21 protein-coding genes and 1 pseudogene are annotated in these 21,089 nt (G+C 61.0%); 18 read left to right on the top strand and 4 right to left on the bottom strand.

Annotated features, from left to right (window positions below; translation table 11 throughout):
• Nucleotides 1–15: 15 nt before the first annotated feature.
• The 15 genes and pseudogenes from ctaD to AC1DUP_RS20480 all read left to right on the top strand — a co-directional run bounded on the left by ctaD (nucleotide 16) and on the right by AC1DUP_RS20480 (nucleotide 14,262).
• Nucleotides 16–1,794 (top strand): cytochrome c oxidase subunit I, encoded by a 1,779-nt coding sequence (gene ctaD / locus AC1DUP_RS20550; protein ID WP_115038764.1) that lies wholly within the window; start codon nucleotides 16–18, stop codon nucleotides 1,792–1,794.
• Nucleotides 1,791–2,504, top strand: a complete 714-nt coding sequence (locus tag AC1DUP_RS20545; protein ID WP_115038766.1) for a cytochrome c oxidase subunit 3 — start codon at nucleotides 1,791–1,793, stop codon at nucleotides 2,502–2,504. Before ctaD ends, AC1DUP_RS20545 begins: the two co-directional genes overlap by 4 nt.
• Before the next feature lie 10 nt (nucleotides 2,505–2,514).
• Nucleotides 2,515–3,234 (top strand): heme-copper oxidase subunit III family protein, encoded by a 720-nt coding sequence (locus AC1DUP_RS20540; protein ID WP_115038768.1) that lies wholly within the window; start codon nucleotides 2,515–2,517, stop codon nucleotides 3,232–3,234.
• A 7-nt stretch (nucleotides 3,235–3,241) separates the two neighbouring features.
• Nucleotides 3,242–3,607 (top strand): cytochrome C oxidase subunit IV family protein, encoded by a 366-nt coding sequence (locus tag AC1DUP_RS20535; protein WP_115038770.1) that lies wholly within the window; start codon nucleotides 3,242–3,244, stop codon nucleotides 3,605–3,607.
• A 212-nt stretch (nucleotides 3,608–3,819) separates the two neighbouring features.
• Nucleotides 3,820–4,716, top strand: coding sequence for an NrtR DNA-binding winged helix domain-containing protein (locus tag AC1DUP_RS20530; RefSeq protein WP_115038772.1), 897 nt, complete (start codon nucleotides 3,820–3,822; stop codon nucleotides 4,714–4,716).
• A gap of 69 nt (nucleotides 4,717–4,785) precedes the next feature.
• A complete protein-coding gene (nadA, locus tag AC1DUP_RS20525; protein ID WP_113300557.1) occupies nucleotides 4,786–5,757 on the top strand; it encodes a quinolinate synthase NadA in 972 nt (323 codons plus the stop codon).
• Entirely contained in the window at nucleotides 5,754–7,298 is a 1,545-nt protein-coding gene (locus AC1DUP_RS20520; protein ID WP_115038774.1) for an L-aspartate oxidase, read from the top strand. The genes nadA and AC1DUP_RS20520 overlap by 4 nt, the downstream gene beginning before the upstream one ends.
• A 1-nt stretch (nucleotide 7,299) precedes the next feature.
• Complete coding sequence (nadC, locus tag AC1DUP_RS20515; RefSeq protein WP_115038776.1) at nucleotides 7,300–8,199, top strand: carboxylating nicotinate-nucleotide diphosphorylase; 900 nt, start codon at nucleotides 7,300–7,302, stop codon at nucleotides 8,197–8,199.
• A 313-nt stretch (nucleotides 8,200–8,512) separates the two neighbouring features.
• Nucleotides 8,513–9,325: an aldo/keto reductase gene (locus tag AC1DUP_RS20510; protein WP_477834046.1), complete on the top strand. Its 813-nt coding sequence runs from the start codon at nucleotides 8,513–8,515 to the stop codon at nucleotides 9,323–9,325.
• A gap of 30 nt (nucleotides 9,326–9,355) precedes the next feature.
• Nucleotides 9,356–9,561, top strand: a pseudogene (locus tag AC1DUP_RS20505) (hypothetical protein); the annotation flags it as partial.
• A 158-nt stretch (nucleotides 9,562–9,719) separates the two neighbouring features.
• Nucleotides 9,720–11,672, top strand: a complete 1,953-nt coding sequence (locus AC1DUP_RS20500; protein WP_115038780.1) for a tetratricopeptide repeat protein — start codon at nucleotides 9,720–9,722, stop codon at nucleotides 11,670–11,672.
• A gap of 102 nt (nucleotides 11,673–11,774) precedes the next feature.
• Nucleotides 11,775–11,918 carry a hypothetical protein gene (locus AC1DUP_RS20495; protein ID WP_477834044.1) on the top strand — a complete coding sequence of 48 codons (144 nt, stop codon included), beginning with the start codon at nucleotides 11,775–11,777 and terminating at the stop codon, nucleotides 11,916–11,918.
• A 13-nt stretch (nucleotides 11,919–11,931) separates the two neighbouring features.
• Entirely contained in the window at nucleotides 11,932–13,194 is a 1,263-nt protein-coding gene (locus AC1DUP_RS20490; RefSeq protein ID WP_115038782.1) for a YcaO-like family protein, read from the top strand.
• On the top strand, nucleotides 13,191–13,937 hold the full coding sequence (locus AC1DUP_RS20485; RefSeq protein ID WP_113307368.1) for a TfuA-like protein: 747 nt from the start codon (nucleotides 13,191–13,193) through the stop codon (nucleotides 13,935–13,937). Before AC1DUP_RS20490 ends, AC1DUP_RS20485 begins: the two co-directional genes overlap by 4 nt.
• 58 nt (nucleotides 13,938–13,995) lie before the next feature.
• Complete coding sequence (locus tag AC1DUP_RS20480; RefSeq protein WP_113300180.1) at nucleotides 13,996–14,262, top strand: hypothetical protein; 267 nt, start codon at nucleotides 13,996–13,998, stop codon at nucleotides 14,260–14,262.
• 46 nt (nucleotides 14,263–14,308) lie between these two features.
• Here AC1DUP_RS20480 and AC1DUP_RS20475 read toward each other — a convergent pair whose 3' ends face one another.
• The 4 genes from AC1DUP_RS20475 to AC1DUP_RS20460 all read right to left on the bottom strand — a co-directional run bounded on the left by AC1DUP_RS20475 (nucleotide 14,309) and on the right by AC1DUP_RS20460 (nucleotide 16,955).
• Nucleotides 14,309–14,716 carry a helix-turn-helix domain-containing protein gene (locus AC1DUP_RS20475; protein WP_113307367.1) on the bottom strand — a complete coding sequence of 136 codons (408 nt, stop codon included), beginning with the start codon at nucleotides 14,714–14,716 and terminating at the stop codon, nucleotides 14,309–14,311.
• Nucleotides 14,717–14,947: 231 nt separating this feature from the next.
• Nucleotides 14,948–15,772, bottom strand: a complete 825-nt coding sequence (locus AC1DUP_RS20470; protein WP_115038784.1) for an amidohydrolase family protein — start codon at nucleotides 15,770–15,772, stop codon at nucleotides 14,948–14,950.
• Between the two features lie 73 nt (nucleotides 15,773–15,845).
• Entirely contained in the window at nucleotides 15,846–16,631 is a 786-nt protein-coding gene (locus tag AC1DUP_RS20465) for an IclR family transcriptional regulator (RefSeq protein ID WP_113307365.1), read from the bottom strand.
• An 18-nt stretch (nucleotides 16,632–16,649) separates the two neighbouring features.
• Nucleotides 16,650–16,955: a hypothetical protein gene (locus AC1DUP_RS20460; RefSeq protein WP_162765565.1), complete on the bottom strand. Its 306-nt coding sequence runs from the start codon at nucleotides 16,953–16,955 to the stop codon at nucleotides 16,650–16,652.
• Here AC1DUP_RS20460 and AC1DUP_RS20455 point away from each other — a divergent pair.
• The 3 genes from AC1DUP_RS20455 to repA all read left to right on the top strand — a co-directional run bounded on the left by AC1DUP_RS20455 (nucleotide 16,954) and on the right by repA (nucleotide 20,997).
• The gene (locus AC1DUP_RS20455; RefSeq protein WP_115038787.1) at nucleotides 16,954–17,688 is read left to right on the top strand and encodes an SDR family oxidoreductase; all 735 of its coding nucleotides are present in this window, start codon (nucleotides 16,954–16,956) and stop codon (nucleotides 17,686–17,688) included. The genes AC1DUP_RS20460 and AC1DUP_RS20455 overlap by 2 nt on opposite strands.
• A gap of 73 nt (nucleotides 17,689–17,761) precedes the next feature.
• On the top strand, nucleotides 17,762–19,039 hold the full coding sequence (locus AC1DUP_RS20450; protein ID WP_113300185.1) for an L-fuconate dehydratase: 1,278 nt from the start codon (nucleotides 17,762–17,764) through the stop codon (nucleotides 19,037–19,039).
• A gap of 737 nt (nucleotides 19,040–19,776) precedes the next feature.
• Entirely contained in the window at nucleotides 19,777–20,997 is a 1,221-nt protein-coding gene (repA, locus tag AC1DUP_RS20445) for a plasmid partitioning protein RepA (RefSeq protein ID WP_477834039.1), read from the top strand.
• The last annotated feature ends 92 nt before the right edge of the window (nucleotides 20,998–21,089 follow it).

Raw genomic sequence — 21,089 nt, 5'->3', positions numbered from 1 at the left:
GAAGGAAGAGAGATCATGGTCGAGATTCCATCCGGCAGCGCGGGCGCCATCCCATCCGCCGAAGTCGAGGATGTCGAACTCTATCATCCGAGAAGCTGGTGGACGAAATATGTGTTCAGCCAGGATGCCAAGATCATCGCCGTGCAATATTCGGTGACGGCGATCGCGATTGGCCTGGTGGCGCTGGTGCTCTCCTGGCTGATGCGGATTCAACTCGCCTTTCCCGGCGCTCTCTCTTTCATCGATGCCGATCACTATTATCAGTTCATCACCATGCACGGCATGATCATGGTGATCTATCTGTTGACCGCGCTGTTCCTCGGCGGCTTCGGCAATTACCTCATTCCGCTGATGGTCGGCGCGCGCGACATGGTTTTCCCCTACGCGAACATGCTGAGCTACTGGATCTACCTCGTCGCCGTGCTGATCCTGGTCGCGGGCTTTTTCGCCCCCGGTGGCCCGACCGGGGCCGGCTGGACGCTTTATCCGCCGCAATCCGTTCTCTCCGGCACGCCCGGCGGCAAGGACTGGGGCATCCTCTTGATGCTCACCTCGCTGATCGTCTTCATCATCGGCTTTACCATGGGCGGGTTGAACTATGTGGTGACCGTGCTGCAGGGACGGGCGCGCGGCATGACGCTGATGCGCATGCCGCTCACCGTCTGGGGCATCTTCACCGCGACCGTGATGGCGCTCTTGGCCTTTCCGGCCCTCTTCGTCGCCTGCGTCATGATGCTGTTCGACCGCGTGCTCGGCACCAGCTTCTTCATGCCGGCGATCGTGGAGATGGGCGAGCAGCTGAAACATGGCGGTGGCAGCCCGATCCTGTTCCAGCACCTCTTCTGGTTCTTCGGCCATCCGGAGGTCTATATCGTCGCGCTTCCGGCTTTCGGCATCGTGTCGGACCTGATCAGCACGCATGCGCGTAAGAACATCTTCGGCTACCGCATGATGGTCTGGGCGATTGTCATCATCGGGGGCTTAAGCTTCGTCGTCTGGGCACACCATATGTATGTCAGCGGCATGAACCCGGCCTTCGGCTTCTTCTTTGCCACCACGACGCTGATAATCGCCGTGCCCACGGCGATCAAGGTCTACAACTGGGTGCTGACGCTGTGGCGCGGCGACATCCACCTGACGCTGCCGATGCTCTTTGCGCTCGCCTTCATCGTCACTTTCGTCAATGGCGGCCTGACCGGCCTTTTCCTCGGCAATGTCGTCGTCGACGTGCCGCTGTCGGATACGATGTTCGTCGTCGCCCATTTTCACATGGTCATGGGGGTCGCGCCGATCCTCGTCATCTTCGGGGCGATCTATCACTGGTATCCGAAGGTGACGGGCCGCATGCTGGACGAGACGCTCGGCCAGATCCACTTCTGGATCACCTTCCTCGGCACCTATGCGATCTTCTTTCCGATGCATTATCTCGGCCTGCTCGGCGTGCCGCGCCGCTACTTCGAGATGGGAGAGACGGCCTTCGTTCCGCCTTCGGCTCATACGCTGAATATCTTCATAACCATCATGGCGCTGATCGTCGGGGCCGGGCAGATGGTCTTCCTGTTCAATCTGGTCTGGAGCTTTTTCCGCGGCCGGGAGGCGGGCGGCAATCCATGGCGGGCAACGACGCTGGAATGGCAGACGCCGCAGACGCCGCCTGCGCACGGCAACTGGGGCAAGGATCTGCCCGTCGTCTACCGCTGGGCCTATGACTATAGCGTGCCTGGCGCGGCCGAGGATTTCATCCCGCAGAATGTGCCGGCAAGTGACGGCATAACACGCGAGGTGCCTGCATGAACGTCATGCTGATCTTTCTTGCCGCAATCGGCGCCATCATCGTCTGGTGGCTTTCCGGGCAGCGCCTGACCTCCAAGCCCTGGCTCGAAACCGGGTCGGTGCAGCTGCCGGCCCATGACGGCGCCGATCGGCAACCTGTGCCAGCGGTCAAAATCGGCCTCTTCGTGTTTCTCGGCGTGGTCGGCGCGCTCTTCAGCCTTGCCGTCAGCGCCTATTTCATGCGTGCGGCGTCGGCGGACTGGTGGGGGATGCCGGTTCCGCGCCTCCTCTGGGCAAATACCGCTGCACTCGCCCTGAGCAGCGCTGCGCTGCAATGGGCCAAACGAGAAGCACAGTACGGCCGCATGGACGCCCTGCGGCCGGCACTTGTTGGCGCACTTGCGCTTGCCGTCGCCTTTCTCGTCGGGCAGATCCAGGCATGGCGCGAGCTGACGGCAGCCGGCTACGTGCTGGCCGATAATCCCGCCAACAGCTTCTTCTACATGCTGACCGGCCTGCACGGGTTGCATATCCTCGGCGGACTTGCCGTGCTCGCCCACACGACGGTCAAGGCCTTTGCGGTCGACGTTGCGCCGGAAAGGCTGCGCCTCAGTGTCGATCTTTCCGCCATCTATTCGCATTTCATGCTCGCCGTCTGGCTCCTGCTCTTTGCGCTTTTTGCGGGCTGGGCGAATGATTTCGTCGATCTCTGCCGCACATTGCTGAACTAGGGGGATACAGATGGCACAGACAATCGAGACGCACGGAGAGCCAGGCCTCAGGCCATCTGGCCTGCGCGGTGTCGCGGCCGATTTCAGCTCCGATCAACGCGCCTTCAAGACCGCCTCCTGGGGCAAGGCGATGATGTGGATCTTTCTCTTGAGCGACACCTTCGTCTTCGGCTGTTTCCTGATCGCCTACATGACCGCGCGCATGTCGACGCCGGTCCCCTGGCCCAATCCGAGCGAGGTCTTCGCGCTCCATATCGGCGGCCAGGACGTTCCGCTGATCCTGATCGCCATCATGACCTTCGTGCTGATCTCGAGCAGCGGCACCATGGCGATGGCGGTCAATTTCGGCTATCGGCGCGACCGCCACAAGACAGCTGTCCTGATGCTGCTGACGGCGCTTCTGGGAGCATGTTTCGTCGGCATGCAGGCCTTCGAATGGACGAAGCTGATCACCGAGGGCGTGCGACCCTGGGAGAACCCGTGGGGGGCAGCACAGTTCGGATCGACCTTCTTCATGATCACAGGCTTTCACGGCACCCATGTCACTGTTGGCGTCATCTTCCTCCTCATCATTGCCCGCAAGGTCTGGCGGGGCGATTTCGACGTGGAACGGCGCGGCTTCTTCACCAGCCGGAAAGGCCGCTACGACGCGGTCGAGATCATGGGCCTCTACTGGCACTTCGTCGACCTGGTCTGGGTCTTCATCTTCGCATTTTTCTATCTATGGTGAGGTCGTCATGAGCGAGACAACGGCGCATGCACAAACCCAAACGGCGCATGCTCAGGCACATACCGGACAGCAGCATCCGATCCGGCTCTATCTCATCGTCTGGGGCCTGCTCTTCGTGCTCAGCGCAGCGTCCTACATGGTCGATTATCTCGGCTTCCAAAGCTATACAAGGTGGACACTCATCCTGCTGTTCATGATGCTGAAGGCCGGGCTTATCGTCGCTGTCTTCATGCACATGGCCTGGGAACGGCTGGCGCTGGTCTACGCCATCTTGCTGCCGCCGGTGCTGGTGCTGGTTTTCGTGGCGTTGATGGTATCGGAAGCGGACTATACGATCTTGACCCGGCTCGCCTTTTTTGGAGCCGGGCCGTAGAAGGGGCGGGCGGCTCTATGAGCCACGGAAAAGTTGCGGCGAAAGCAATCATTGCCGGATCGTTTCGCAGAATTCGTTGGTAAGCACCGCCCCCACTTCCCTTCCGCCTGCCGGCACTTCTCTCCGCTGAGGGAGAAGGTGGAGCCTCCATTGGCATCAGTGCCAGCCTATGTCAGAGAATAGATCCATCAGGAACAGATTCTCGGTAACCGGTGACGATAGGCTTTGCACATGCGGAATTGATCGCGGTTCTCGTCGCGGTGACGGGCGACGAACCGCGCGTCATGACGATCCAGGGGGGCGATGCGCTGCCGTCAGGTTCCTTCGAAATGGGCCATCGCACGCTGCAATCGGGCTTGCGCGAATGGATCCAGGAACAGACCGCCCATCCGGTCGGTTTTCTGGAGCAGCTCTACACCTTTGCCGATCGCGACCGGAACAATGATATCCAGGGCGGGCGAACCATTTCGATCAGCTATCTCGGCCTCGTCAACGAACAGATGGGGGCGGGGCGGCCAGGATGGCACGGCTGGTACGAATATTTCCCCTGGGAGGACCATCGCGACGGACGCCCTGCCATCCTCGATGAGCTTGTTGCGCGCCTGCGGCTCTGGGCCGATGCCGATCTGGCAAAGCGCGAATACCGCCATCGCCGCGCCGACTTCACCTTCGGGCTCGACGGCGGTGGCTGGAACGAGGATCTGACGCTGCAGCGCTACGAACTGCTTTATGAGGCGGGCCTCGTCACTGAAGCCGGCTGCGGCAAGAAAGACAATCTCGGCCGGCCGATGTTTGCCGACCACCGCCGTATTCTGGCAACCGGGATTGCAAGGCTTCGCGCCAAGATCAAGTACCGGCCTGTTGTCTTCGAACTGATGCCCGAGAGTTTTACCCTGCTTCAATTGCAGCGGGCCGTCGAAGCGCTGGCCGGCCTGACGCTGCACAAGCAGAACTTCCGCCGCCTGATCGAACAGCAGGAGCTGGTGGAGGAAACCGGCGAGGCGACGAGCGAAACCGGCGGCCGGCCGGCCAAGCTTTTCCGCTTCCGCCAGACGATCCTCGAAGAGCGCGCGCTCGCCGGAACGAAATTACCGCTCTCCCGCAATTGACATATGCTCACCATGAGAATATCTCTTTGCTTGAGATATGCTCAAATCGAGCATAATTAGGAGCCGGCCATGAACCACCTCGTATCCGCGTCTTCCCTGTATGACCGCGTCAGCCGCGTCATTCCCAAAGCCGAATGGATGACGTTTCAGGACGATGTCGAAGCAATCCTGGAACTGAAGCGCAAGCGCAATGCGGTCATCCTGGCGCATAATTACCAGACGCCGGAGATCTTCCATGGCGTTGCCGATATCGTCGGCGACAGTCTCGCACTCGCCAGAAAAGCGATCGAAGTCGATGCCGACGTAATCGTGCTGGCCGGCGTGCATTTCATGGCAGAGACGGCAAAGCTCCTGAACCCGGAAAAGACGGTGCTGATCCCCGATATGGGTGCTGGCTGTTCGCTGGCAGATTCGATCACCCCAGAAGATGTCGCCCTGCTGCGCCAGGCTCATCCCGGCGTGCCCATCATCACCTATGTCAACACATCGGCTGCCGTCAAAGCCGCCTCGGATATCTGCTGCACCTCGGGCAATGCCAAACAGGTGGTTGAATCCCTCGGCGTGCCCAGAGTGCTGATGATCCCCGACGAGTATCTTGCCCAGAATGTTGCCAAGGAAACCAATGTCGAGATCATCGCCTGGCATGGCCATTGCGAGGTCCATGAGCTCTTCACTGCCGAGGATGTGCGCCAGCTGCGGGAAAACCACCCCGGCGTGACGGTGCTTGCCCATCCCGAATGCCCGCCGGATGTCGTGGCTGAAGCTGATTTCGCGGGCTCCACCGCCGTCATGTCCGACTATGTCGGGCAGAAGAAGCCGGCCCGGGTCGTGCTGCTGACCGAGTGCTCAATGAGCGACAATGTCGCCGTGCACCACCCCGACGTCGAGTTCATTCGCCCCTGCAATCTCTGCCCGCACATGAAGCGCATCACGCTCTCCAACATCCGCACGGCGCTCGAAGAAAACCGCCACGAAGTGACCGTCGATCCCGCGGTCGCTGTCGCTGCCCGTCGGGCTGTGGAGAGGATGCTGGCAATATGAGCGAGATTGCCGATCGACTAACCGGCCGCACCGTCATCGTCGGCAGCGGCCTTGCGGGCCTGATGACGGCGCTGACCCTTGCCCCAGAGCCCGTTACCATCGTCACCCGCGCGGCCCTGGGCGCGCAGACGTCGAGCGCCTGGGCACAGGGGGGCATTGCCGCCAGTCTCGGAGCTGATGACAGCGCCGAGCTGCATCTTGCCGACACGCTTGCTGCAGGCGACGGGCTTTGCGATCCCGTTATCGCCGCCGGCATCGTTGCCGAGGCGCCGGCGGCCATCGCCGCGCTGGAGCGGGCCGGGGTCCGCTTCGATAAGACGGCTAATGGCAGCTTTTCGCTGGGTCTGGAGGCCGCCCATAGCCGCCGTCGCGTCGTGCATGCGGAAGGTGATGGCTCGGGTGCTGCGATCGTCCGTGCGCTGGTCGCAGCCGTTATCGCGACACCTTCCATCACGGTGCTCGACGGTCACGAAGCCCGCCGTATCCTGACCGACGAGAGTGGCGTGACCGGGCTCCTCTGCGCCGGCGACAGCGGCGCCGTCACTCTGCCAACGCGGCGGATCGTGCTGGCGACCGGTGGTATCGGCGGGCTTTATGAAGCGTCCACCAATCCAATGGGCAATTTCGGGCAGGGCATCATGCTTGCGGCGCGCGCTGGCGCGGTACTCGCTGACATGGAATTCGTGCAGTTTCACCCGACTGCGCTCGATTCCCGCCGCCAGCCGTTGGCGCTGGTGAGCGAAGCCGTCCGCGGCGAGGGTGCCGTGCTCGTCAACGAAAGCGGCGAGCGCTTCATGGCTGGCGTGCCAGGCGCAGAACTTGCGCCGCGCGATGTCGTGGCGCGTGCCATCAGTGGGGAACTCGCGCGCGGTGGCAGGGTCTTCCTCGACGCCCGAGTTGCACTTGGAGATCGTTTTGCCACGCGCTTCCCGGTCATCGATGCGCTCTGCCGGGAAGCCGGCATTGATGCCAGTCGTCAACTCATCCCCGTTCGCCCCGCCGTTCACTACCACATGGGCGGTGTCGCCACCGATGCCGCCGGCCGCAGTTCCGTTGCCGGCCTCTGGGTTGCCGGCGAGGCGGCATCGACAGGGCTGCATGGCGCAAACCGGCTTGCAAGCAATTCGCTGCTGGAGGCTGCCGTCATGGGCATGCGCGCAGGATGCGACATTCTCGCAGGTCCGGCAGCAAGCACGCCTGTGACCCAAGCTGCCTATCCGCTGCCGGTCGTGGCCGATGCCTTGCTTGTCCGGCCGATCGTCTCGCGCCATCTCGGCGTGCTGCGCAATGCAGGCGCGATCCACGGCGCAGTCGCAAGCCTGCTGCCGCTGGCCGAAGGCGACGGCCCGGCCGCCGATCCGGCAATTGTTGCGCTATTGATTGCCGTCTTTGCCAGCCTTCGGACAGAATCGCGCGGCGCCCATGCCCGCACCGACTTCCCGTTGAAGCGTGCTGAAGTCGTGCGGCGGGCAATGACGCTTGCCGAAACCCTGGAAATTGCCCGGGCCACAGCCTCCCATCCCCTTGCAAGGAGTGCCTGAGATGAACTTCGCTTCCCTTCCGCGCGTCATTGTCGAGCCGCTGGTGCGTTCAGCTCTTGTCGAAGATCTCGGCCTTGCCGGCGACATCACCTCGGCAGCCGTCATCCCCTCAGATCATCGCTCGACGGTCGTCATGGCCGCCCGCCAGCTGGGCGTCGTTGCCGGCCTCGACGCAGCAGAACTGGCCTTCCAGCTCGTCGATCCCGCCATCACCCTGAAACGGCATCTGCCGGATGGTGCTACGGTGCAGCCAGGCAGCGTGATCGCCACCATCGAAGGCCCGTCGCGCGGACTTCTGGCGGCGGAGCGCACGGCACTGAACTTCCTCGGCCATCTCTCCGGGATCGCCACGGTGACGGCAGGCATCGTCACCGCGATCCGCGATACGAAAGCCTCTGTCGTCTGCACCCGCAAGACGACGCCCGGTCTCCGAGCGCTGGAAAAATATGCCGTGCGTGCCGGCGGCGGCATGAATCACCGCTTCGCACTCAATGATGCGGTATTGATCAAGGACAATCATGTCGCCATCGCCGGCGGAGTTTCGGAAGCAATCCGGCGCGCCAAGACCGGTGTCGGCCATATGGTCAAGATCGAGGTGGAGGTCGACACGCTCGATCAGCTTCATGAAGCCATGGCCGAGGGGATCGATGCCGTCCTTCTCGACAATATGACGCCCGATCAGCTCCGCGAGGCAGTCGACATCGTTGCCGGGCGTGCGATCACCGAGGCCTCAGGCCGCGTGACGCCAAGAACGGCACCTGCCATTGCCGCCTCAGGCGTCGACCTGATCTCGGTCGGCTGGCTCACACACAGCGCCCCGGTGCTCGATATTGGCCTCGATTTTGTCGAAGCCGATCTCGAAAGCGCGACGCTGTTGCGCCGGGTCGCCCAAGCCTTCTAGAGAGATTTGGCCGCCTGAGCCGCTCAAGCCGAGTGGGGCTTGCGGCTCCATATCGGAGTTGAACTCCAGAAGTCCGATCACGACACCGAGGTCCTTCACGGTGTCACGATGGCATCGCGCCCTCGTCCTCCCGAACCCGCGCTCCGCACCCGCCGCCTCCTGGATACAACGTCCGAATTCGAGACTTGTACTATTGCTGACCAGGCCGGAAATTTGCCTGAGGCCAACAGGTGTTTTTCGCTGTACTTCGCGGCACGCTGTTGCAAAGCTCGGCAAGTCTCTGGCGGAGTGAGGCGAAATGGAGGAGATACTCTTGGAAAAACAAAATGTTATTCCATTGATGGGATTTGGCACCTTTGGGCGGAACGGCACGGAAGGTATCGATGCAATCCTCTGCGCGCTCGAAACCGGCTACCGGCATCTCGATACCGCGCAGACCTATGACACCGAATTCGAAGTCGGCGAAGCGTTGCGCCGCTCCGGCCTTGACCGAGACGAGGTTTTTCTAACGACGAAGATTTCGACCGACAATTTCGGTCCCGGCGCACTCGTCCCTTCTCTGGAAAAGAGCCTGGAGACGCTCAGGGTCGATCAGGTGGACCTGACACTGATCCACTGGCCGTCGCCCAATGGCCGCATTCCGCTCGAAGTCTACATCACCCAGATCGCCGAGGCGCAGGCCCGCGGTCTGACGAAGCTGATCGGCGTTTCGAACTTCACGATTGCCCTGCTGGAGGAGACGGAAGCACTGCTCGGCAAGGGCAGGATCACCAACAACCAGTTCGAACTCAACCCGATCCTGCAGAACAAGAAGCTCGCAAACTACTGCCGAGAAAAAGAAATACTCGTCACCTGCTATCTGCCGATCGCCCGTGGCGCCCTTTCCGACGAGCCGGTGCTGCGCGCAATCGGTGAAAAACACGATGCGACGCCGGAACAAGTGGCGATCGCCTTCGAGCTTGCCAAGGGCTATTGCATCATCCCGACATCGGGCAGGCCGGAACGCATCCGCTCGAACTTCAAGGCAAGCTCGATCAGGCTTTCAGCTCAGGAAATCTCCCATATCGAGACCATCGACCGCAATCACCGAGTCGTGGATCCGGACTGGGGCCCGAAGTGGGACTAGGTGTTTGATCGGTTGCCTCGGCAGGCTGTCGGATCCGATCTCTGTGAGACCGAGGTCGAATATCTCGTCCAACATGAATGGGCCCGGCACGCGCAAGAGGTGCTCTGGCGGCGCAGCAGAAACGGGCTTAAATCTAGGCAGAGGAAGCTGCAACACAGGACGAATATATGGCGGCATCGCCGGTCCGCATGCTCCAAAATAGAGCGGTGTCTCACGCCGATATGCAGCATTCGTAAAGTATGCCGGCAGCAAGCACCTGCCGCGACCGTAAAGATTCGATGAAAATCTTGCTCCATCAAAGCAAAAGCGCTTCCCGTTGCCCGCTATTCACTCTAACATCATCCAATCGGCCGGTGCGCTCCAGGCGTTCCGGCTTTTGAAGGTGAGAACCGTGATGGACGGGTCAACGGGGGAAGTGAAAGCGAACAGACTATGTCTGCTCGGCAGGCCGCAATTGTTGGCCGCCGGGACTGAGCTTCCCTTACCCGAAAAATCCTACTTCCTGCTGGCAATGTTAGCGCTGTCGTCGGAGCCGCTGGTCGACCGCGAAACCATCCGATGCCAGCTCTGGCAATCCGAACTTCCCGAAAAACGCGCCGGCAGCCTACGCCAGCTCCTGTCCCGCATCGAGCAGAGCATTCCCGAAGGCCTGCCACCCTTGCTCACCGCCACGCGCACGCATCTCGGCCTGGCACCGGGTTGGGAGATCGACCTCAATATCCTCAAGCGGAAGGATGTGCTGGAGCGTGACGAAAGCGGCATCCTGCTCGGCGAACTGCTCGAAAGCGTCAAATCCCCGACGCAGGGCGCAGAAGACTGGCTGACCTTCGAGCGTCAACGCATCGACGAAACGCGCTCGGCCCATCTTGTCCGCCTGCTGGAAAGTGACGACGGACGCCCGGACGTGGAACTGATCGCCTTTGCCAAGCGGCTGATCGAGCTCGATTCCGCCAATGAGATCGCCTGCCGGGCGCTGATGCGCGCCCATGCCCGCATGAACGACCTGCCGGCGGCGCGTCAGGCCTATCTGAAGTGCCGCAGCCAACTGAAGAACGATTTCGATATCGAGCCGGACGGGGCCACGACGGCGCTTGCCCGTGAACTCGGCATCCTGGCCGCCGCGCAGCCGGTAACAGAACGTCCGCGTCCTACCTCGGAGTTGCTGATCGATCCGGCTGGCCAGCCGCGCATCGTCATCCTGCCCCCCGAAAGCATCTTCACCGATCCGCTGATGGAGCGTGTCGGCCGCGCACTGCTCGAGGATGTCACGATCGGCCTCAGCCAGCAACGCGGCTTCAAGGTGATCGCCGCCCATACGAGCCTCGAAATGCTGAGCCGCGCCCTCGACCCGACGCGCACCACCGTCGGCCCGCTCGACCTGTCCTTCGACTATGCCGTCTATGTGACAATCCAGGGCCGGGACGAGGATGTCTATGCCACCTGCCGGCTGACGCGCACGGCAACCTCTGAGGTTCTGTGGGCGGTCGAAATTCCCTTTGCGATGCAGAAGATCAGCGAAGCCTTCAGCCAGCTCACACGGCGCATCGTCATGACACTCGCCGATACGATCGAGCGCACCGAACTGGCGATGCCGCTCGGCGATGTGCCCGCTTCCGCCTATCGCCTCTATCTCGAAGGCAAGCGGTTGATTGCCCAGACCGACCTGCAGCACCTGCGCCAGGCGCGCAAATGGTTCAAGTCGTCGCTCAGCCGTTATGAACATTTCTCGCCGTCCCATGCGGGCATGTCGCGCGCCCTCGGCATGGAATGGCTGATCCGCGGTATGCGCGACCGTGACCTGCTCGACGAGGCCTATAGCGCCGCGAGGATGGCGCGGCAGACCGATCCGAACAGCGGTCGGGCCTATCGCGAACTCGGCTTCGTGGCGCTCTATCGCCGCCGCTTCGACGAAAGCCTTGAGCATTTCCAGCAGGCCCAGGATCTCAATCCTAACGATGCCGATATCCTTGCCGATTTCGCCGATGCGCTTTCCCATGACGGCGATTTCGATCGGGCGCTGGAGCTCAGCAAGGCCGCCTTCAAGCTTAACCCGCTGCCACCAGACTATTATTACTGGAACCTCGGCGGTATCCACTTCATGCGCGAAGAGTATGAAGAGGCGATCGAGGCGCTGGAGCCGGTGAAGGCGAAACAGGCGACAGCCCGGTTGCTCGCCGCTGCGCACGCCATGGCGGGCCATGCCGCGAAAGCCAGAAATTACGCCAGAGTGGTGCTGGAAAACTTCCCCGATTTCCGCAGCGAAGAGATCCGTCATTTCGTTCCCGATCGCGATCCGGCCTTTACCGAACCGCTGATAAAAGGCCTGCAACTCGCCGGTCTTCCATGACGCGCAGCCTTTTAACGAAGCCTGTAACGCTTAAATGACGCAGGCAATGCTCTCTTCCAATGGTTAACGGCGGCCAGCCGCCCAACCAATCGGAGAGAGATCATGAAGACCGTTGAAACCAACGCCGCAATCCAGACCCAGGCACTTCGTTTTTCCGCTGCCGCCAAGGCCGCCATCAAGCAGGACGAGCTTACCGTATCGGCAAACGGCCTCGAAAGCCTGACGCATGCGCTGAGGTTTCGCTAAGGAACCAATCAGCATGTCTGCTTTGGCCGACCTTGAAGTGCTTGCCGCCGACCTCAACCGGTCTTCGGCAGGCGTCAACAGTTACCACGACCGGTCGATGACACCGGCGCAGACCTTTGCGGCGATCAAACCGCATCTGCGCGACTTCGGCATCACCCGTGTCGGGCTGCTGACCGGGCTCGACGTGCTGAACATTCCGGTTGCCTTCGCCACACGTCCGAACAGCCACACGCTGTCGGTCTTCCAGGGCAAGGGCATCGACAAGGAAGCGGCGATGACCTCGGCCGCCATGGAGGCGATCGAGACCCGCATCGCCGAAATTGCGCCTGCCGACCTGACGCTCGCCAGCCTTGAGACCATGAAAGCGGAGCGGGCCGCGATGATCGATCTCGACAGCGTGGCGCGCTGTGCCCCCGACGAGATCGGCGACGGCCAGATCCCCTGGTGCTCCGGCTTCGAGCTTCTTTCTGGCAGCACCACTTTCGTGCCCTGGTGGCTGGTTGGACTCGACCATCGCGGCGAGCGACCACCGGGCTTCGAACAGTCGAGTGATGGCCTTGCCTCGGGCAATACGCCGGCCGAAGCCGTCTTGCACGGGCTCTGCGAACTGGTCGAGCGCGATGCCTGGGCGCTCACCCAGCTCAAGTCTCCTGAACAGCTCAAGCAGAACCGCGTCGATCCGCTCGCCTTCGGCGATGCCGTGATCGACGTCATGGTCGATCGCATTCGACAGGCCGGCATGCGCCTACTGCTGATCGACATGACCACCGATATCGGTGTCCCGGCCTTTCTCGCCGTCATCATTCCGGGCAATCTTTCCGATCGCGTCGATGCCCGCTGGGCTCACGTCTGCGGCGGTTGCGGCTGCCATCCCGATCCGGTGCGCGCGGCACTGCGCGCCATCACCGAGGCCGCCCAGAGCCGGCTGACGGCGATTGCCGGCAGCCGTGACGATTTCTCGCCGAGGATTTACCAGCGGATCGACCGCAGCGCCGGCATGCGCCAGGTCGTTGATCTCTGCAACGATGATGCGGCGCTCAAACCCTTCCCCATGCGCCCGCATCGCCCGGCGACGATCCAGGATACGATCCGCCATATCGCCGGCCGGCTGAGGGCCGCCGGCATCAGCCAGATCATTGCCGTGCCGTTTTGCCATCCCACCCTTCCGGTCTCCGTCGTGCGTGTCATTGTGCCGGGCCTCGAGGTCGATATCAGCGGCCAGTATATCCAGCTCGGCCTGCGCGCCGTCAACGTCATCAGGGAAGCCGCGGCATGAAAATCCTGTTCGTCGGCCCGAGCCTTGCAGGCGACATCGCCGAAGCCCGCAAGCAGCATCCCGATATCGATTTTCGCGCGCCCGCGGCCTGCGGCGACATTCTGAAAGCAGTGCATGAGGGGGCGACAGCGATCGGCCTGATCGACGGCTATTTCGGCGATCTGCCGTCGGTCTGGCACAAGGAGATCCTCTTTGCACTGCAAAAGGGCGTTGCCGTTGCCGGCGGTTCCAGCATGGGGGCGCTGCGTGCTGCCGAATGCTCCGTCTTCGGCATGGTCGGCATAGGCTCGATCTTCGACGACTACGAATCGGGCGATCTCATTGATGACGAAGCGGTGGCGCTCGTCCATGCGCCGCAGGAACTCGGCTGGCTGCCGCTTTCCGTCCCCTGGGTCGATTTCGAGCCGACCATAGAAGGTCTCTATGCCAAGGGTGAAATTAGCGTCAGCGAGCGCAAGAAGCTGCTGCTGGCCGGCCGCTTCCTGCATTTCTCCGAACGGACCTATTCGAAGGTGGTCGACGAATGCCATTTCGCCCGCAAGCTGCGGCGCGACCAGATCCTGGCGGCGATCCGCACCAACCGCGTCGAACGCAAACGCAGCGACGCCCGGTTGATGCTGGACTGGCTGAAGAAGGGTGAGTTTGCGTCAACACAGCGTGACTGGAGCTTTGCAGCAACCTCGCATTGGGACCTGCTGCAGGCCGAAATCACGCAGCAGATGCAACCTGTAACGCTCGAATAACGGTTCAAAGCCCAAGGTATCCTGCGTGGGGATTTGACTGTTGTCGAGGGCGGAAACAATGTTTGAAAAAAGGGACCAGGGTGCAGGCAGGGAATACGCAAGGCTCTTCCGGCTGCTGTCGGCAGCCAAGGACGAGGCTGAAAAACTTCAGCTGCGCAATCTCATGCACCTGACAAACATGGCACTGCTGCAGGTCGTCATCGATTGGGACGGCATCGATCCGGACAGGGAGCTCGATGCGAACCTCGAAAAACTCGTCGGCAGCAAAGCCAAGATCGCAATGAAGGACGCTGGCGAAAATCTGATCTTGATCGAACGCCATTAATCCCGATGCGGGGTGCGACTCATCGCTATAAATTCAGGCCGACGTGTTATTCCGCAGCGTCGGCTTCCATCTGCTCGGTACTGGCGATTGCCTGGACGAGCTTAAGGATTTTCTTGCGAAGCGGCTCATTCTTGATCGAGAAAAAGGCAGCGTTGAGCTGGACGCCTTCACGCGAAATGACGAATTCTTCGCTCGGAGCGGGATTATCATTTGCGTTGGCGGCAGCTGCCGTCAGATCGTCGAAGAAGGTTCTGACGTCAACGCTCAGCGCGCCGGCGATTTCGACGAGCATGCTGGCGGAGACGCGGTTGGATCCCTTTTCGTATTTCTGGATCTGCTGGAAGGTCACGCCAACACGATCGCCCAGTTCCGTCTGAGAAACCTTTCTCAGCAGTCGCTGTATACGGATCGTTTTGCCGACGTGAACGTCCACGGAATGCGGTTCTTCTTTCATCTGATATTCCCTCCTGCGAAAACCGGCCAGACAACTTACACGGCCGGCAGTAACAACTTTTAGCCGAGTTAGTTCAACCTAGCAATTGTTCGCATGTCGTTTAGGCTGGGCCAAAACATCGCGCCATCCGAGAGCCCCTACCGATTGCACGTCGCGACAGATCACTTCAAACGAGAATCCGGTAGAATTGAACGTCGAAAGCGCGACGCCGGGTGAGCTATCGGGGCAAACTCAGAGCTTCCACAGACGCTGCGCATTGCCATGAAGGAGCTTCGAACGCTCCGTTTCCGCCGTGCCCGACAGAACGGCCTGGGTGGCCGCGACCCAGGTGGAAAGGCCGTTCGCCAGCGTGCAGACGGGCCAGTCGCTACCCCAGACCACACGATCCCAGCCGAAGCTTGATACGACATGCTCGATATAGGGACGCAGGTTTTCCGCCGTCCAGCTTGTCGGGTCAGCATTGGTAACGATGCCGGAAATCTTGGCGACGATATTCGGCCGGCGGGCGATTTCGACGATACCGCGGCTCCAGGGCTCGAAAGCGTTCGACTTGATATCCGGATTGCCGCAATGATCGAGCACGAACTGGACATCGGGCGCGGCATCGGTGAGCGCGCCCACCTTGCTCACCTGATGCGGCAGCGTGCAGAGATCGAAGGTCAGACCAGTGCCGGAAAGTCTTCTGACATTTTCGCGAAAGAGCTCGCCTTCAGAGATATCGTCGGGCACCACATGCAGCACGCGCCGGAAGCCCTTGACGAAGGGATCGGCTTTCTGGCGATCCAGATAGGCGGCAAAGCCGTCGTCTTCCGGCCGGCAGGAGACGATCGCACCGGCCACCAGATCGCCGAGGCGGCTGACATAATCGGTCTCGGCCTGCATGATGACGGGATCGACGTCCACCTCCACGTGCAGCGCTTTGGTGATGCCACAGCGTTTGGCTTCGCTCGCGTAGGTTTCGTAGAGAAAATCGCGGTCGAGCGCGGGCACATCAGCAAGCCAGGGATAACTTAACGCCGAACGGTCGATGACGTGCAGATGGGTATCGATGAACACGCTCTTTTCCTCCAAAGAGTGGCATTCAACCTATCCCTGGTGAATGGATTGTTCAAATAGAAATTCTGCTGGCCTAACTCGGTGCGGCGATGCTGGCGCCGGCGAGCGCCGAAAGCTCGGCCGCCGTCTTCTGCACCATGCCGATCGCCTGGGTGATATCGGGCGCTGCCGGCGCATTGACGAGCGCGATATAGGGGCAGGTGAGCGCCGCAATACCGCGTCCGTCCGACCCCAGAACTGGTGCCGAGAGATTGTAGACGCCAGCGGTCTGGGCGCTCGCCATCATCTCATAGCCGCGCTTGCGGATCTGGTTCAGCCGCTCGTGAAAATCCGGGCCGAGATCGACCTCCTCGCGGCTGCGCGCATGCTCCGAGATCATCATCTCGCGCTCCTCGTCGCTGCGGAAGGCAAGCAGCACATGGCCGGACCCGGTGTCGAAAAGGCTGATATGGGAACCGATGCGGATCGACAGGCCCCAATAATCGGGCGCCTCCTGCTGGGCGATAACGACGGCAGCCCCACGGTCGAAGACGGCCAGATGGTTTGCCTGACGGGAGCGTTGGGCGAGATCGCGCATGAGCGGCGTCGCATAGGAAGCAAGCCGGCGCACCGGCGCATGCAGTTGCGCCAGGCCGAAAAGTTTCAGGGTGAGAGAATAGCGGTCGCCATCGAGCCGCGTGACGTAACCGCGCTTCACGAGACGGTCGAGCATGCGGTAAAATTCGTTCGGGCTGCGCTCCAGCCGCTTGGCGATTTCCGCCTGCGTCAGGCCGCTATCGACACCCGCCAGAAGTTCGAGAATATCGAGTCCCTTGTCGAGCGCCGGAGCGCGATAGCGATCTGACTCGTCGGTCTCCATTCTTCCCTCCTGTGAATATCATTCTGCATATACGCAGACAGGCGGACGGAAAAGAAAAAGTTCGCGCTTGACCATAGAGCTATCGTCTGTTTGTCTATAAACAGACAAATCAAGTCTGAGGATATCGTTCCCGGAAAACTCGCCAGGGCGAGACAAAAACAAGATAACGGGAGAGGGAGGAAGGCCATGCGCAGGGATATCGTGACCATCTGCCTGATGTCGCCCGACAGGGCGTTCGAACGCGGCCTGCATCCTGACCGATCCTTTTGAGATATATTTCAGCATCACCGCCAGCGCGCGCAATCCCCACAGAGGCCATGACATGACAAGCAATCTTTCCGGCAAGAGCGTTCTCATCACCGCAGCAGGTCAGGGCATCGGCCGCGCCACCGCGCTTGCTTTCGCCGCGGCCGGCGCCAGGGTGCACGCCACCGACATCAATACCGATGCTCTTGCGAGCCTGGCGGCGCAGGCCAAGATTTCCACCCACAAGCTCAACGTGCTCGAAGACGAGGCGGTCAAGGCACTGGTGGCCGAAATCGGCGCCGTCGATGTGCTCTTCAACTGCGCCGGCATCGTCCATAACGGCTCCGTGCTTGACATGAAGGATAGTGATCTCGAGTTCGCCATCGATCTCAACGTCAAGGCGATGATCCGCACCATCCGCGCAGTGTTGCCGGGCATGCTGGAGCGCAAGGATGGCTCGATCATCAATATGTCCTCGGTCGCCTCGAGCATCAAAGGCGTGCCGAACCGCTTTGCCTATGGCGTCACCAAGGCCGCCGTGATCGGGCTCACCAAGTCGGTCGCTGCCGATTATGTCACGCAGGGCGTGCGCTGCAACTGCATCTGCCCCGGCACGGTGGAAAGCCCCTCGCTGCAGGACCGCATGCGCGCCCAAGGCGATTATGACACGGCGCGCGCCGCCTTCATCGCCCGTCAGCCGATGGGCCGCCTCGGCACGCCGGAGGAGATCGCCGATCTCGCCGTCTATCTCGCGGGCGCCACCTATACGTCCGGCCAGGCCTACGCCATCGACGGCGGCTGGACGATCTGAGCTTTCGCATGGCCGGCTCGTTGCGAAGCGGATGCCGGCCAACCCAACGGCCTAGCCAAACGGGAAAGACATCATGACCCGCATTACCGACGTCCGCGTCTTCGACCTTCGCTTTCCGACCTCGCAAAGCCTCGATGGTTCCGATGCGATGAACCCCGACCCGGATTATTCCGCCGCCTATGTAATCCTTGAGACTGACAAGCAAGGTCTCGCCGGCCACGGCCTGACCTTCACCATCGGCCGCGGCAACGACATTTGCTGCGCGGCGATCGAGGCGATGCGCCATCTGGTCGTCGGCACAGAACTGTCGGAGGTGAAGGCGCATCCCGGCAAATACTGGCGGCATCTGACGAGCGATAGCCAACTTCGATGGATCGGGCCGGAGAAGGGCGCAATCCATCTTGCGACCGGCGCCATCGTCAATGCTGTATGGGATCTTCTTGCCAAGGAGGCCGGCAAGCCGGTCTGGCGTCTCGTTGCGGAATTGCCGGCCGAAGAGATCGCCGATATCGTCGATTACCGCTACCTCACCGACGTGCTGACACGCGAGGAAGCAATTGCCATCCTCAGACAAGCCGAAGCCGGCAAGGCGGAGCGCATCGCCACACTCGAGAAGGAAGGGTATGCCTGCTACACGACCTCGGCCGGCTGGCTCGGCTACGAGGACGAGAAGCTGCGCCGTCTCTGCCAGGAAGCGATCGATGCCGGCTTCAACCACATCAAGATGAAGGTCGGCCGTGACCTGCAGGACGATATCCGCCGTCTGAGGATCGCCCGCGAGGTGATCGGCCCGGACCGCTACCTGATGATCGACGCCAACCAGGTTTGGGAAGTCGGACAGGCGATCGACTGGGTCAAGCAGCTCTCCTTCGCCAAGCCCTTCTTCATCGAGGAACCGACGAGCCCTGACGATGTCGCCGGCCACCGCAAGATCCGCCAGGGCATCTCCCCGGTGAAGGTCGCGACCGGCGAGATGTGCCAGAACCGCATCATGTTCAAGCAGTTCATCGCCGAAGGCGCGATCGATATCGTTCAGATCGACTCCTGTCGCATGGGCGGTCTAAATGAAGTGCTCGCCGTGCTCTTGGTCGCGGCGAAATTCGGCCTGCCGGTCTGGCCGCATGCCGGCGGTGTCGGGCTCTGCGAATATGTACAGCACCTGTCGATGATCGATTATGTGGCGGTGTCGGGCACCAAGGACGGCCGCGTCATCGAATATGTCGACCATCTGCACGAACACTTCCTCGATCCCTGCATCATCAAGGACGCCGCCTATATGCCGCCGACACGGCCCGGCTTTTCGATCGAGATGAAACCTGCCTCGATTGCCGGCTACACATTCCGCGGATAGGGTGGGAAGCCCCTTTTCAACTGGCTTCGCCGGCATGCCTGGCGGGGAAAGCCGCAGGGCCGGCCATTGCAAAAGGCTCCCGGTTCTTCTATAAGACTGGCCTGTGAAGGCTGCTCGAGAGAGCCTTTTGAGAGCCCCGGGTAGCCCATTTGGCCTATTTCTAACTCACTGTTTTTTCTCACATCTTTCGCTGATACGGAATCGATCTGGCAGATTGATTCTGTCACCTCCTGGTCAATACCAGCCGTCGAGAACGCGCGTCAGAAGGCGGTTTTCTCTTATGCGCTCACCAAGTGGACGCAGCCTGCTGGTCTCGTGTTCCGGATTTGAAAAAGCGAACCCCGCTCCATTCTTCGCCGTAGCCCATAGAGTTGCGGCAACAGCACCTTCCCGGCTCCTAGCCATCGGTTCCTTTGCCGGCGAAGATTAGGGACCGGTAATAGCTGATTCTTCTCAATGGGATGGCCCGCGGCCCGTCTACGGGATCAAAACAGCGGCGCTGCCGCGTCGATCGCAAAAATCATGTGGGGATGACACGACTTTAAAAGACGAATCGAATTTCTGTTAACTGACGGAGATATCAGGGGAAATTGTAATCCTTCTGTCGTAAACTCCTGATCCTGGCCGCTCCCGCTAAGGGCTTGTCTGCCGGAGTACCTTGCCAGAATCGCTGCGATCGGTAATCGTCACGGTTAAATAGCCGTTTCTGGTATTTTTCCGTGATGAAAGATTAGAGCGTGAGCAAGGCACAAAGGACTTCTCGGACCCTTCAGCGTAGCGTCGATGAGACGATCGGCGCCCATGCGTCGACGATCAGTTCGCAGTTGCAGGCGATTAGCGAAGCCCTGTTTCCGCCAACCGCGAGCAAGACGCTGCGCCGCTTCACCTCGGGCGAGGCTGCCAAACTCATTGGTGTCTCAGATTCGACCTTGCGAAAGATGACGCTTGCCGGCGAAGGCCCGCAGCCCCATGTCGGCACCAACGGCCGACGGCTCTACTCCTTGCGCCAGCTCAATGAGCTGCGTGCCCTGCTTGCCGCCTCCGCCCGTGGGCGTGAAGCGCATGACTTCCTGCCGCGCCGCGGCGAGAACGACCATCTTCAGGTCATTGCCGTTACCAACTTCAAGGGCGGATCGGGCAAGACAACGACCTCGGTGCATCTTGCGCAATATCTCGCCCTACAGGGTTACCGCGTGCTCGCCCTCGACCTCGACCCGCAGGCCAGCATGTCTGCGATGCTCGGCGTCATGCCGGAGACAGACGTACGCTCGAACGAGACGCTCTATGCGGCGATCCGCTATGACGAAGAGCGTCGTCCCCTCTCCGAAGTCGTGCGCAACACCTATTTTGACGGTTTGGATCTCATTCCCGGCAATCTCGAACTCATGGAGTTCGAACACACGACACCACGTGCGCTGACCCGCGGCCACCGGGATGGCGAAGGCGTGTTTTTCATGCGTGTTGCCAAGGCGCTTGACGATGTCGCCGAAAATTATGACGTCGTTGTCCTGGATTGCCCGCCGCAGCTCGGTTACCTGACGCTGAGCGGCCTTTGCGCCGCAACCTCGATGATCGTCACTGTGCATCCGCAGATGCTGGATGTGGCGTCCATGAGCCAGTTTCTGCTGATGACCCATGATCTTCTCGCCGTCGTGCGGGAAGCGGGCGGCGAGCTCAATTATGATTTCATCCGTTATCTGCTGACCCGCTACGAGCCGCAGGATGCGCCGCAGACGAAAGTCGCTGCCCTCTTGCGCAATCTGTTCGACGATCACGTCATGATCAATGCGATGGTGAAATCGGCGGCGGTCTCCGATGCCGGCCTCACCAAGCAGACGCTCTATGAGATCGGCCGCGAGAACCTGACGCGTTCGACCTATGATCGTGCGATGGAAGCGCTCGATGCCGTCAATGGAGAGGTCGAGATGCTGATCCGGCAGGCATGGGGACGCGCATGATGCTCTCCTTGATCAATACCGATTTACCTTGTTTCGACGGACCAGCGGATCTGTTGGGAGCTCCCAACAAGAGGGGCTGGCGTGTAAGTATC

The sequence above is a fragment of the Rhizobium sp. 01L419 genome (genome assembly GCF_056400025.1).
The sequence above is the reverse complement of the archived record's forward strand: the minus strand, read 5'-3'. Positions and strand labels throughout refer to the sequence as shown.